The sequence below is a fragment of the Stenotrophomonas sp. YJH_SMC_53 genome (assembly GCF_059369995.1).
The window spans coordinates 62474-75269 of record NZ_JCAFTF010000010.1; the positions used below are offsets into that span (position 1 = coordinate 62474).

12 protein-coding genes are annotated in these 12796 nt (G+C 64.5%); all 12 read left to right on the forward strand.

Features of this window, described 5'->3' with window-relative positions; translation table 11 throughout:
- Window positions 1–639 precede the first annotated feature (639 nt).
- Window positions 640–1734 (forward strand): DNA replication/repair protein RecF, encoded by a 1095-nt coding sequence (gene recF, locus AC5P7X_RS15890; RefSeq protein WP_329842745.1) that lies wholly within the window; start codon window positions 640–642, stop codon window positions 1732–1734.
- Window positions 1735–1846: 112 nt separating this feature from the next.
- A complete protein-coding gene (gene gyrB, locus AC5P7X_RS15895) occupies window positions 1847–4306 on the forward strand; it encodes a DNA topoisomerase (ATP-hydrolyzing) subunit B (RefSeq protein WP_005421206.1) in 2460 nt (819 codons plus the stop codon).
- 67 nt (window positions 4307–4373) lie between these two features.
- Complete coding sequence (locus tag AC5P7X_RS15900; RefSeq protein ID WP_032954741.1) at window positions 4374–5219, forward strand: CPBP family intramembrane glutamic endopeptidase; 846 nt, start codon at window positions 4374–4376, stop codon at window positions 5217–5219.
- Window positions 5220–5290: 71 nt separating this feature from the next.
- Window positions 5291–6097: a M48 family metallopeptidase gene (locus tag AC5P7X_RS15905; protein WP_329842744.1), complete on the forward strand. Its 807-nt coding sequence runs from the start codon at window positions 5291–5293 to the stop codon at window positions 6095–6097.
- A gap of 132 nt (window positions 6098–6229) precedes the next feature.
- Window positions 6230–7423, forward strand: coding sequence for a tetratricopeptide repeat protein (locus AC5P7X_RS15910; protein ID WP_005421200.1), 1194 nt, complete (start codon window positions 6230–6232; stop codon window positions 7421–7423).
- Window positions 7424–7566: 143 nt separating this feature from the next.
- Window positions 7567–8232 carry an energy transducer TonB gene (locus AC5P7X_RS15915; RefSeq protein WP_414609407.1) on the forward strand — a complete coding sequence of 222 codons (666 nt, stop codon included), beginning with the start codon at window positions 7567–7569 and terminating at the stop codon, window positions 8230–8232.
- Between the two features lie 94 nt (window positions 8233–8326).
- Window positions 8327–9088, forward strand: coding sequence for a TonB-system energizer ExbB (exbB, locus tag AC5P7X_RS15920; RefSeq protein ID WP_005411738.1), 762 nt, complete (start codon window positions 8327–8329; stop codon window positions 9086–9088).
- Window positions 9089–9149: 61 nt separating this feature from the next.
- Window positions 9150–9575 (forward strand): ExbD/TolR family protein, encoded by a 426-nt coding sequence (locus AC5P7X_RS15925; RefSeq protein WP_005421196.1) that lies wholly within the window; start codon window positions 9150–9152, stop codon window positions 9573–9575.
- A gap of 3 nt (window positions 9576–9578) precedes the next feature.
- Window positions 9579–9992: an ExbD/TolR family protein gene (locus AC5P7X_RS15930; RefSeq protein ID WP_005411740.1), complete on the forward strand. Its 414-nt coding sequence runs from the start codon at window positions 9579–9581 to the stop codon at window positions 9990–9992.
- Window positions 9993–10215: 223 nt separating this feature from the next.
- Complete coding sequence (cls, locus tag AC5P7X_RS15935; protein ID WP_005421195.1) at window positions 10216–11676, forward strand: cardiolipin synthase; 1461 nt, start codon at window positions 10216–10218, stop codon at window positions 11674–11676.
- A 40-nt stretch (window positions 11677–11716) separates the two neighbouring features.
- Window positions 11717–11986, forward strand: coding sequence for a hypothetical protein (locus AC5P7X_RS15940; RefSeq protein WP_005421192.1), 270 nt, complete (start codon window positions 11717–11719; stop codon window positions 11984–11986).
- Between the two features lie 9 nt (window positions 11987–11995).
- On the forward strand, window positions 11996–12739 hold the full coding sequence (locus AC5P7X_RS15945) for a pyridoxine 5'-phosphate synthase (protein ID WP_005421190.1): 744 nt from the start codon (window positions 11996–11998) through the stop codon (window positions 12737–12739).
- Window positions 12740–12796 lie beyond the last annotated feature (57 nt).

Below are 12796 nucleotides of genomic sequence, written 5' to 3' on the forward strand. Positions count from 1 at the left end.
ACAGATCGGGCCAAGCCTAGCTTCTAAATCTGGGTATAAATCTAAAGCATGGTGGTGATGGTAGAGCCAGATTTCGTGGAAAAATGTGTTAGCTGCATGATTTAAAAGGAATTTATGAGGGCGAAACCCCCTGTATAGACGCGTCTCAGGCTGGGGGGGAACCTGTGGATAGTTTCCAGACCCAGGCAAAAGGGCTTTTTTATCCACAGATTGCCCATACCTTGTGTATAAGTCATACAGCCCCGCTGTGGACAGCGTGAAACGAATGGTCCGGATTCTTTGAAATCTGTGGAACCTCGCAGGGCATCGGATCTCAGATTTGGAGGAAACCGGGCGCCCGCCCGCTCACCCGGCCGGGCAAGCGCTCATCAAACACCTGCGGCAAGTGGTCTTGAAATCGTTGAAATCTGGCGGGCCACGCCCCGCAACCCTGTGCAGAATTGAAGGAATTTCAGCTGCGTCCGGAGCTGGAAACGGGCATGCCGGTGAACCGGCGCCACGTGGAACCCGCGATCAGTTGGTGCGCGGGAGCTTCTGCTCCGCATCGATGCGGGTGCAGCGCGTCCGGCTTGACCGATGCAGTAAGCTGATGGATTCCCTTCCCCTCTACCGCCTCGAGCGGATGGTCGTTCGCGCCCCATGCTTATCCGCCGCCTCGCCTTGCACCAACTGCGTCGCTTCAGTGCGGTGGATCTCTTGCCCCAGCCGGGGCTGAACCTGCTCACTGGCGACAACGGTGCCGGCAAGACCAGCGTGCTGGAGGCCCTGCATCTGATGGCCTATGGCCGGAGCTTCCGCGGCAGGGTTCGCGATGGACTGGTGCGCCAGGGCCAGGAGGCGCTGGAGATCTTCGTGGAATGGGACGAACAGCGTGCCGACCACGCGCCGCATCGCCGAAAGGCCGGCCTGCGCCACAGTGGGCAGGAATGGAAGGGACGATTGGACGGTGAAGATGTGGCTCAGCTCGGCAACCTCTGCGCAGCGCTGGCGGTAGTGACGTTTGAGCCCGGCAGCCATGCGCTGGTCAGCGGCGGTGGCGAGCCCCGCCGTCGCTTCCTGGATTGGGGTTTGTTCCACGTGGAACCTGATTTCCTGTCCTTGTGGCGCCGCTATTCAAGGGCGCTGAAGCAGCGCAATGCCCTGCTCAAGCAGGGCGGCCCGTCGCGGATGCTGGACACCTGGGATCACGAGTTGGCTGAGGCCGGAGAGCCCCTTACCAGCCGGCGTCAGCACTACCTCGAGCGGCTGCAGCAGCGTGCCGTGGCGCTGGCTGCCAGTTTGGCGCCGCAACTCGGCATCCAGGCCCTGGAACTCAGTCCGGGCTGGCGTCGGCATGAGCTTCCCCTGGCAGATGCGCTGCTTCTGGCCCGGGATCGTGACCGCCAGGCCGGGTACACCTCGGTTGGGCCGCACCGGGCGGACTGGAGCGTGGATTTCCACAGCATTCCTGGTCGCGATGCATTGTCACGCGGTCAGGCCAAGCTGACCGCATTGGCGTGCCTGCTGGCGCAGGCCGAGGACTATGCAGAACAGCGCGGCGAATGGCCGGTGATCGCACTGGACGATCTGGCCTCCGAACTGGATCGTACCCACCAGGCGCGGGTATTGGAGCGCCTGCTCACCGGCCCGGCGCAGATCTTCGTCACCGCTACTGAATCTCCGGCGGCTCTGCAGGAATTGACCCAGATCGCCCGGTTCCACGTGGAACATGCACAGATCGTGGCTGTGCCATAGTGGGCACATCAGGGCCACTCGACCCCGGCTGGTATAATTCGGGTTGGAATCCTTTCATTCTCGGCACATCGCCCCAAGCGGTGCCCGACCTGCGGAGCCTACGGCAAGCGCAATGAGCGACGAACAGAACACCCCGGCAAACAACGGCAATTACGACGCCAACAGCATTACCGCCCTGGAAGGCCTGGAGGCTGTCCGCAAGCGACCCGGCATGTACATCGGTGACGTGCATGACGGCACCGGTCTGCACCACATGGTGTTCGAGGTTGTCGACAACTCGATTGACGAAGCGCTGGCCGGCCACGCCGACCATGTCGCGGTGACGATCCACGCTGACGGCTCGGTCTCGGTGTCCGACAACGGCCGCGGCATTCCGACCGGCAAGCACGAGCAGATGAGCGCCAAGCTCGGTCGCGAGGTCTCCGCCGCCGAGGTGGTGATGACCGTCCTGCATGCAGGCGGCAAGTTCGACGACAACAGCTACAAGGTTTCCGGCGGCCTGCACGGCGTCGGCGTCAGCGTGGTCAACGCGCTGTCGCAGAAGCTGCTGGTGGACGTGTTCCAGAACGGCTCCCACTACCAGCAGGAATTCAGCAACGGCGCAGCCGTGACCCCGCTCGCCAAGCTGGAAGCCACCACCAAGCGTGGCACCACCGTGCGCTTCTGGCCGTCCACCGTCGCCTTCCACGACAACGTGGAATTCCACTACGACATCCTGGCCCGCCGTCTGCGCGAGTTGTCGTTCCTGAACTCCGGCGTCAAGATCGTCCTTGCCGACGAGCGTGGCGACGGCCGTCGCGATGACTTCCACTACGAAGGCGGCATCCGCAGCTTCGTGGAGCATCTGGCCCAGCTGAAGACCCCGCTGCACCCGAATGTCATCTCCGTCACCGGCGAGCACAACGGCATCGTCGTGGAGGTGGCGCTGCAGTGGACCGACTCCTACCAGGAGACGATGTACTGCTTCACCAACAACATCCCGCAGAAGGACGGCGGTACCCACCTCGCCGGTTTCCGCGGTGCGTTGACCCGCGTGCTCAACAACTACATCGAGCAGAACGGCATCGCCAAGCAGGCCAAGATCAACCTGACCGGCGACGACATGCGCGAAGGCATGATCGCGGTGCTGTCGGTGAAGGTGCCGGATCCCAGCTTCTCCAGCCAGACCAAGGAGAAGCTGGTCAGCTCCGACGTGCGTCCGGCGGTGGAAAACGCCTTCGGTGCGCGCCTGGAAGAGTTCCTGCAGGAAAACCCGAACGAAGCCAAGGCGATTGCCGGCAAGATCGTCGACGCCGCGCGTGCACGTGAAGCCGCCCGCAAGGCCCGCGACCTGACCCGCCGCAAGGGCGCGCTGGACATCGCCGGCCTGCCGGGCAAGCTGGCCGACTGCCAGGAAAAGGATCCGGCGCTGTCCGAACTGTTCATCGTCGAGGGTGACTCGGCAGGTGGCTCGGCCAAGCAGGGCCGCAACCGAAAGAACCAGGCGGTGCTGCCGCTGCGCGGCAAGATCCTCAACGTGGAACGCGCGCGCTTCGACCGCATGCTGTCCTCCGACCAGGTCGGTACGCTGATCACCGCGCTGGGCACCGGCATTGGCCGTGACGAGTACAACCCGGACAAGCTGCGTTACCACAAGATCATCATCATGACCGACGCCGACGTCGACGGCGCCCACATCCGCACCCTGCTGCTGACGTTCTTCTACCGTCAGATGCCGGAGCTGATCGAGCGCGGTTACGTCTACATCGGCTTGCCGCCGCTGTACAAGATCAAGCAGGGCAAGCAGGAGCTGTACCTGAAGGATGATCCGGCGCTGGACAGCTACCTGGCCAGCAGTGCGGTGGAAAACGCCGCGCTGGTGCCGGCCACCGGCGAACCGGGCATCGAAGGCCTGGCACTGGAGAAGCTGCTGCTGGCGTACGCCGCCGCGCTCGATTCCATCGAACGCAACGCGCACCGCTATGACCGCAACCTGCTCGAAGCGCTGGTCGATTTCGTGCCGATGGACATGGACAGCCTGCGCAATGCGGGCGAAGGCGAAGGCCTGGATGCGCTGGCCAAGCGCCTCAACCAGGGCAGCCTGGGCAGCCCGCGTTTCAGCCTGGAACTGCAGGACGCCAACGAGGAACGCCCCGCCGCTGTGCTGGTGACCCGTCGCCACATGGGCGAGGAGCACATCCAGGTGCTGCCGATGTCGGCGTTCGAGAGTGGCGAACTGCGTGCGATCCACCAGGCTTCCAAGCTGCTGCACGGCCTGGTGCGCGAAGGTGCAACGATTTCCCGCGGCGCCAAGTCGATCGAAGTCGACAGCTTCGCGAAGGCGCAGAACTGGCTGCTCGAGGAGGCCAAGCGCGGCCGCCAGATCCAGCGATTCAAGGGTCTGGGTGAAATGAATCCGGAGCAGTTGTGGGATACCACGGTGAACCCGGAGACCCGTCGCCTGCTGCAGGTGCGCATCGAGGATGCGGTCGCTGCCGACCAGATCTTCAGCACCCTGATGGGCGATGTCGTCGAGCCGCGTCGCGACTTCATCGAAGACAATGCGCTGAAAGTCGCCAACCTGGATATCTGACACAATCGGGACCTGGCCGGTGCGCGGGGAGCTGCACCGGCCTTCGTCCCTTGAACACAGGTACCTGATGTCCGCATCCACCCCGGTCTCCGCCGCCCCGCCCCCGGTTCCGCCGGTGTCTACCCCACCGCGCGCCGTGGCACCGTTGGCAGGCTTCTTCATCGACCTGGGCATCGCCGCCGTTACCCTGGTCGGCCTGAGCATGGTCTCCGGCCTGTTCTGGGGCTTCTACCGTGCAATCGTGGTCAGCCGCGCCAACGCCGAGGCCAATGGCGGACTGACACCTGACGCTGTCGGCGCGGCAGTGGGCCAGCCCGGTGCCCTGGCGCAGATCCTGATGGCCCTGATCGCCACCGGTGGCGCCGCGCTGCTGCTGTACTTCTGGCGACGCCCGGCAAGCGCCGGCGAACGCATGGCGTCGCGACAGGCGTTGCTGCGGCCGTCCACCTGGGGCTGGACCCTGCTGGTGGCCACGCTGATCGTGCTCGGCAGCAACGGCATCGCCTTCCTTTCCAAGCAGTTCGGCATCGAGCCGGTGCCCACCAACGTGGAACTGATGCAGAGCGCGATCGCTCGCTTCCCGCTGTTCCTGGTGCTGTTTGCGGTCGTCCTTGCCCCCGCCTACGAAGAACTGCTGTTCCGCCGCGTCCTGTTCGGGCGCCTGTGGCAAGCCGGCCGCCCCTGGCTGGGCCTGATCCTCAGCAGCCTGGCGTTCGCCCTGGTCCATGAAGTGCCCGGTGTCAGCAAGAACTCGCTGCTGGGCATGGCGCAGCTGTGGCTGGTGTACGGTGGCATGGGCGCCGCCTTCTGCTGGCTGTACCGCCGCACCGGCACCCTGTGGGCGGCGATTGCCGCGCATGCGCTGAACAATGCGGTTGCGCTCGCCGCGATGGTGTTCCTGGGATCAACGTAACGCCGTGCCCGCTTGACGAAAGATTAAGCAGGTACGCTACACACTGCGCACATGAACACGGGGGCGGACCCATGAAACAACTGCTGCTGGCTCTAGTCATCACCACCTTGGTCAGTGCCTGTGCAACCACCACCTCGCCAACCGGACGACGGCAGATGGTGGGCGGTGTGTCGCAGGCACAGCTTGACCAGCTCGGTGCGCAGGCGTTTGCCGAGACCAAGCAGAAAGAGAAGATCAGCACCGATGGCCGCCAGAACGGCTACGTGCAGTGCGTGGTCAATGCGCTGGTCGCACAGCTGCCGCCTCAGTACCGTGGGGTACGGTGGGAGACTGCCGTATTCGTCGACAAGGAACCCAACGCCTTTGCCCTGCCCGGCGGCAAAGTGGGCGTGAACACCGGCATCTTCACCGTCGCCAGGAACCAGGACCAGTTGGCTGCCGTGATCGGTCATGAGATCGGCCACGTGATCGCGCGTCACCACGAAGAACGCATTACCCGGCAGATGGGCGCGCAGACCGGCCTGGCCGTGCTGGGCGCGCTGGCCGGTGCCGCCTATGGCGATGGTGCCGCCAATACGGTCAATCAGCTGGGCGGCATGGGCGCGCAGGCGGCCTTCCTGTTGCCCGGCTCGCGGACCCAGGAAAGCGAGGCGGACGTGATCGGACAGCGGGTGATGGCGCAGGCCGGATTCAACCCGGCCCAGGCCGTGGATCTGTGGCAGAACATGATGGCCGCCAGCGGCGGTCGAAGCCCGCAATGGCTGTCCACCCACCCCGATCCGGCCAACCGGATCCAGGAGCTGCGACGCGACGCGCCGGGCCTGGCGCCGGTCTATCAGCAGGCCCAGGCGGCCGGGCTGCGGCCAAAGTGCGGATGAGTGCGCAGTTCTATGCTGTATTGCAGCACATAAAACGATTTCTCACGCCATCTGTTTCTGATACGTTTGGCGGCTCAGATTTTTCTGACAGTCCGACTTTGCCGCTATCCGGCGGTTCGATCGAGGTGAACGATGATTTTCCGTAACCACAAAGCTGTGCTTTCCGTCCTCGTCGCGACCGCCCTGACCGGCGCCGTGGTCACCGATGCCTTCGCGCAGTCCTCGCGTTCCTCCGACCGTGGCAGCCGCGGCGGCAGCAGCAAGCAGGCCAAGGCCGAACCGCTGTACCCGAATGCGACCCGCCAGGAGCCGACCGCCAAGGCCTCGGCCAAGATGGGCAGCAAGCTGCAGAAAATGATCGACAGCTACAACAAGGAAAAGTTCCCGGAGACGCGCACGCAGGCTGACGCGATCCTGGCTGACAGCGCCTCCAACGAGTACGACAAGTCGCTGGCCGCGCAGCTGGCCTCGCAGGCCGCCTACCAGACCGACGACACCCCGGCCGCCATCGCCTACCTGAAGCAGGTCATCCAGTTCAACGGCCTGGACAACAACGGCCACTTCCAGTCGATGCTGATGCTGGGCCAGCTGCAGCTGCAGGAAGACCAGACTGCCGAAGGCCTGGCCACCCTGGACAAGTACTTCGCCGAGAGCAAGTCGACCAAGCCGGAAGAGCTGATTGCCAAGGGCCAGGCGCTGTACCAGCTGGAGCGCTACCAGGAAGCGATCCCGGTGCTGAAGCAGGCCATCGCGGGCGCTGCCGAGCCGAAGGACAACTGGAACCAGCTGCTGATGGCGGCCCTTTCCGAAGCCGGCCAGACCGGTGAGGCCGTGCAGGCCGCAGAAGCGCTGGCGGCCAAGAACCCGTCGGACAAGAAGGCCCAGCTGAATCTGGCCAACATGTACATGCAGGCTGACCAGATGCCGAAGGCCGCCGCGGTGATGGACAAGCTGCGCAGCAGCGGCCAGCTCACCGAAGAGCGCGAGTACAAGCAGCTGTACTCGATCTATGCCAACACCGAGAACAAGGAAAAGGACGTCATCGCGGTCATCAACGAAGGGTTGCAGAAGGGCATCCTGAAGCCGGATTACCAGGTCTACCTGGCGCTGGCCCAGTCCTACTATTACTCCGACCAGGTGCCGCAGGCGATCGATGCGTGGCAGAAGGCCGCCCCGCTCTCCAAGGACGGTGAGACCTACCTGAACCTGGCACGCGTCCTGCATGCCGAAGGTCGCGTCCCCGAGGCCAAGCAGGCCGCCCAGCAGGCGCTGGCGAAGGGCGTGAAGAACCAGGCTGATGCCAAAAAAATCATCAACCTGAAGTAAGTAGGAATAACGCCTGAATGCCTGCTCAGTTGATGCGCAGGCGCTCAGGATTGGTATAAGCTTGGAGGTTCCTGCGGTGTCATGCACCGCTGATCAGGGATCCCGCCCCCGGGATTCCGGCCCCACTATTGAGCTCTTGGCGCATGACGGAACAACTAGTCGTTCACCGGTACGAACAACCCGATGACAAGGGGCTGAGCTGGCCTCGCATCGTCGGCATCGCGTTTGTAATTGCCCTGCATCTGGCCGCCTTCATGATGCTCCTGATTCCCGCCGTGGCTCCCAAGGCCGTCGCGGAGAAGGAGCGCAACGTCATGGTGACCATCGTCGACGCGCCGCCGCCGCCCCCACCGCCGCCGCCGCCGCCGCCGCAGGATACTCCGCCACCGCCGGTGAAGAATCTGTCGCCGCCGAAGCCGTCGCCCGTACCGCCGCCGCCGCAGGCGCCGGTTGTCGACGTGCCGGAGCCGCGCCCGAACGATATCGTCACCCCGCCGTCGCCTCCGGCGCCGCCGGCACCGCCGACCTCGATCGAGGCCAGCGTGGACATCTCGTCGAAGGCCATGAATCCGCCGCGCTACCCGCCGGCAGCCTTCCGCGCAGGTATCCAGGGCGAAGTGATCCTGATCATTGATGTCGATGCCAGCGGCAACGTCACCAATGTCACGGTGGAAAAGTCCAGCCGTAACCGCGACCTGGACCGTGCTGCGATGGAAGCGGCTCGCAAGTGGCGCTTCAACGCCGCTGAAGCAGGCGGTAAGAAGACGGCAGGTCGCGTTCGCGTCCCGGTCAACTTTGCGCTGAACTGATGCGCCCGGGTGGCCACCTGGCCACCCCCGCTCCCGGTTCGATTGTTTAGCTTAGCTACACCCTTTATCACCACACACAACAAAGGTAAGCGTCATGCTGCAGGAAATTTTCATCGCCGCTGCTGCCGGGGGCAATCCGTCCAACGCCCTGTCGCAGATGGGCTTCGAGCACCTGATCCACGAAATGACCACCAAGCCGGGTGATTTCGCGGTTTCCTGGGTCGTGCTGCTGACCCTGATCGCCATGTCGGCCATGTCCTGGTACTGGACCGTCATCAACATCTTCCGTGCCACCCGCCTGAAGAGCGCCGCTGATCGCGTCGTCAGCCTGTTCTGGGACACCCCGAACGCGCAGGACGCCATCCGTGCGATGGAAGAGCAGCCGGCTTCGGAGCCGTTCTCGAAGATCGCCCTGGACGCTGCCCAGGCAGCCGCCCACCACCAGCGCGCTGAAGGCGGTGCTACCGGCGGCGTCGGTGAGAACCTGAGCCGTTCGGAGTTCGTCGACCGCGCTCTGCGTCAGGCCGTCACCCGCGAAAGCAACAAGCTGCAGTCGGGCATGACCCTGCTGGCCACCGTCGGCGCGACCGCTCCGTTCGTCGGTCTGCTGGGTACCGTGTGGGGCATCTACGGCGCGCTGATCAAGATCGGTGCCACCGGCTCCGCTTCGATCGACGCCGTTGCCGGCCCGGTGGGTGAAGCGCTGATCATGACCGCGATCGGTCTGTTCGTCGCAATCCCGGCCGTGTTCGCCTTCAACTTCTTCAGCAAGATCAACAGCGCGACCATCAGCAAGTTCGATACCTTCGCGCACGACCTGCACGACTTCTTCGCCACCGGTTCGCGCGTCCGCTAATTGCGGCGCGCGTCACCCAGCGACGAAGTAAGTAGTCACCAAGATCTAGACGGAGCCCGTTATGGCTTTCAGTAGTGGTAACAGCGGCGGCCCCATGGCCGACATCAACGTTACGCCCCTCGTGGACGTGATGCTGGTGCTGCTGATCATCTTCATCATCACGGCGCCCCTGATGTCCCACAAGGTCAAGGTGGATCTGCCGGAAGCCAACCTGATCCAGAAGCCGGAAGATGCTGAAAAGCGTCCGAACCCGATCACGCTGGCAGTCAAGGAAGACGGCTCGATCTACTGGAACGACGAAGAAATCAACAAGCAGACTCTCGAGTCCCGCTTGGCGACCGCCGCACAGCAGACCCCGCAGCCGCCGCTGAACCTGCGTGGTGACCGCACCACCAAGATGCGCGTCATCAACGACCTGACCAAGGTCGCGCAGGAACAGGGCATGCTGGACGTCGGCTTCGTTGCGACCAAAGAAAAGGGGCAATAAGCCATGGCATTCAGTAGTGGTGGTGGCAAGGGCCCCATGGCAGACATCAACGTCACGCCCCTCGTGGACGTGATGCTGGTTCTGCTGATCATCTTCATCGTGACCGCGCCGATCATGACGTACCCGATCGCCGTGGACCTGCCGCAGCGCGTGCTCAACCCACCGCCGCAGCTGGTCGAACCGCCGCCGCCGATCGAACTGAAGATCGACGCCAGCAACCAGGTCTCGTGGAACAACAGCCCGATCAATACCAGCGAGCTGCAGCAGCGGATGGAGCAGGAGGTCCAGCGTGACCCGACCAACCAGCCGGAACTGCGCATCGACGCCAGCCCGGATTCCGAGTACGACGTGATGGCCAAGGTTCTGGCCGCCGCGAAGAATGCTCAGATGAAGAAGATCGGTTTTGTGCAGCAGTAAACGCGACACCGCAACACAACAGTCATGACGCGACTGCAGACGCCCCTGGAGACAGGGGCGTTTTTTTTGTCCTCGTCCTGGCACATGGGATCTCGTCCTGGCACATGGGATCTCGTCCTGGCACATGGGATCTCGTCCTGGCACATGGGATGGGGTCAGAACGCCTTTCCTTCGGAAAAGGGATCTGACCCCATCCGGCAGCATGCGCCGCTATGATCGGCGCATGCTTGCCCTCTTCGATTCCCTGCGCCATTGGCTCGACGGTATCGCCCACCTCGGCACGATCCTGGCGGTGGCTTACCTGCTGTACCTGTTCGCGCTGGCGGGCTGGATCATGCTGCAGAAGCGCGAGCCGGTGGCCACGCTGAGCTGGATCCTTTCGTTGGCACTGCTCCCCTATCTGGGGCTCTTCATCTACTACCTGCTGGGCCCGCAGAAGGTGAAGCGGCAACGGCTGCGTCGTGGCCGTGCACGCTCGGGCATGGAGCACTACAGCGATGTCTGCCCGCCCGATTCGGACTGCACCGAACTGGCCAAGGTTGCCCAGGCAACGACCGGACTGGCCCCAAGCAGTGCCACCGAAGTGACCTGGCTGGTGGACGGTGCGGCGACCTACGCGGCCTTGCTGGAAGCCGTTGCACAGGCGCACGATCACATCCATCTGGAGTACTACATCTTCAATCCGGATCACGCAGGCACCGCCCTGCGCGATGCCCTGGTCGAGCGCGCACGTGCCGGTGTGCAGGTGCGCCTGCTGCTGGATGCGGTGGGCTCATCCGCCCTGCCCCGCCGTTTCCTGCAGCCCCTGCTCGACGCCGGCGGTGAAGCGATCTGGTTCCACCCACGGCAGCTGCTGAAACCGTTCAAGCGCCCGTGGCTGAACCTGCGCACGCACCGCAAGCTGGTGATTGTCGATGGCCGCCTGGCCTTCACTGGCGGCATCAACATCACCGACGAGGAAGACGAAAGCCGCAGGCCCGACGCCTATCGCGACCTGCACATGCGCATCCGCGGTCATGTGGTGCGCAGTCTGCAGCTGGTGTTCGCCGAGGACTGGCTCTACGCCAGTGGCCAGGAACCCTCGCGGATGGATATCGCCCGCTTGTGGCCGGCCGATATGCCGCTGCGCGGGGATGGCGCGATCAACGCGCAGGTATTGGTGTCCGGCCCGGATTCGGGCTGGGAGACGATCCACCGGCTGCACGTCGCCGCCATCCAGGAAGCGCACGAGCGGGTGTGGCTGGTGACGCCCTATTTCGTGCCGGGTGAAGCGGCGCGGATGGCGCTGACTTCGGCCGCGCTGGGCGGCCTGGACGTGCGCCTGCTGGTACCGAAAATGAGCGATTCCTGGTTCGTCACCCAGGCCGCGCGCTCGTACTTCGACGAACTGTTGCATGCCGGCGTGAAGATCTACGAGTACGGCCCGCGCATGCTGCACACCAAGGCGTTCATCGCCGACGACGACGTCTGCATTGTCGGCAGTGCCAACTTCGACCACCGCAGCTTCCGCCTGAACTTCGAGCTGTCGATGATGATCAGCGACCGGGACCGCGTGGCGGCCCTGGCCGAGCTGCTGCAGGGTGAATTCGATCGCGCCACCCGGGTGCATGACCAGGCCGGGCGCTCGCTGTGGCTGCACCGCCTGCCCGAGGCCTTCGCCCGGCTGGCCTCGCCGCTGCTGTGATGCAGCGCTACACTGCGGCGATCATCCGGGGAGCCCGACTATGTACTGGTTGTACCTGCTGCTGGCGCTGGGCTGCTTTGCCTTCGCGCTGAAGACCCCAAGCGCGGGGTTGATGACCCTGTGCCTGCTGGCTGCGCTCGGCTTCCTGCTGGCCTGGGTACGCGGTCGTTACGTGGCCCGTTTCGGCGACCTGCAGCGCGACCCGGCCACCCTGATCGATGCCGAGGAACTGCGCCGCCTGCGTGAGCAGGCCCAGGCGCGCCGCAACGATGACGCCAACGACAACGATCCGTCCCCTCTTTCCAAGTAGTTCCGTTCCATGACCCAGCTCAGCGTCAACGTCAACAAGATCGCCGTCCTGCGCAATTCGCGCGGCGGTGCCGAACCGGACGTGGTGCGCGCCGCCCAGGCCTGCCTGGATGCCGGCGCGCATGGCATCACCGTGCATCCGCGGCCGGACCGCCGCCACATCACCGCCGAGGACGTGCTGGCCCTGTCCACGTTGACCCGCGCCCGTGGCGTTGAATTCAACATCGAGGGCAATCCATTTGCGCCCCCGCGCGAGGGGTACCCGGGGCTGCTGCCGCTGTGCGAACAGACCCGTCCGGCGCAGGCCACCCTGGTGCCCGACGGCGATGGCCAGATCACCTCCGACCACGGTTTCGACTTCGAACGCGACGCCGAGCGCTTGCGCCCGTTGATTGCCCAACTGAAGGCGATGGGCTGCCGGGTCAGCCTGTTCGTGGATGCGGGCAACCCGTCGCTGGAGCAGGCCGCCGAGGTCGGTGCCGACCGCATCGAGCTGTACACCGGTCCCTACGCAGAGGCGCATGCGGCGGGCGACGCTGCGGCAATGCTCGAACTGTTCGCCACTGCGGCGCGGCGGGCGCAGGCGGTGGGCCTGGGCGTCAACGCCGGCCATGACCTGTCGCAGGACAACCTGCGCGATTTCCTGGGCCACGTGCCGGACGTGCTGGAGGTGTCGATTGGCCACGCGCTGATCGGCGAGGCACTGTATGACGGGCTGGATGCCACTGTGCGGGGCTATCTGGCCCTGCTGTGACCGATGGATGCAGCCGAGCATGGGCTCGGCTCTCCAAGGTATCCGTCTCCACTGTAG

Bases quoted from the DNA above. Each gene is read 5' to 3' on its own strand.
- AC5P7X_RS15945 (WP_005421190.1), top strand. From the start codon at position 11,996: ATGACCCAGCTCAGCGTCAACGTCAACAAGATCGCCGTCCTGCGCAAT.
- recF (WP_329842745.1), top strand. From the start codon at position 640: ATGCTTATCCGCCGCCTCGCCTTGCACCAACTGCGTCGCTTCAGTGCG.
- AC5P7X_RS15925 (WP_005421196.1), top strand. From the start codon at position 9,150: ATGGCTTTCAGTAGTGGTAACAGCGGCGGCCCCATGGCCGACATCAAC.
- AC5P7X_RS15905 (WP_329842744.1), top strand. From the start codon at position 5,291: ATGAAACAACTGCTGCTGGCTCTAGTCATCACCACCTTGGTCAGTGCC.
- AC5P7X_RS15940 (WP_005421192.1), top strand. From the start codon at position 11,717: ATGTACTGGTTGTACCTGCTGCTGGCGCTGGGCTGCTTTGCCTTCGCG.
- cls (WP_005421195.1), top strand. From the start codon at position 10,216: ATGCTTGCCCTCTTCGATTCCCTGCGCCATTGGCTCGACGGTATCGCC.
- AC5P7X_RS15930 (WP_005411740.1), top strand. From the start codon at position 9,579: ATGGCATTCAGTAGTGGTGGTGGCAAGGGCCCCATGGCAGACATCAAC.
- exbB (WP_005411738.1), top strand. From the start codon at position 8,327: ATGCTGCAGGAAATTTTCATCGCCGCTGCTGCCGGGGGCAATCCGTCC.
- AC5P7X_RS15900 (WP_032954741.1), top strand. From the start codon at position 4,374: ATGTCCGCATCCACCCCGGTCTCCGCCGCCCCGCCCCCGGTTCCGCCG.
- AC5P7X_RS15910 (WP_005421200.1), top strand. From the start codon at position 6,230: ATGATTTTCCGTAACCACAAAGCTGTGCTTTCCGTCCTCGTCGCGACC.
- gyrB (WP_005421206.1), top strand. From the start codon at position 1,847: ATGAGCGACGAACAGAACACCCCGGCAAACAACGGCAATTACGACGCC.
- AC5P7X_RS15915 (WP_414609407.1), top strand. From the start codon at position 7,567: ATGACGGAACAACTAGTCGTTCACCGGTACGAACAACCCGATGACAAG.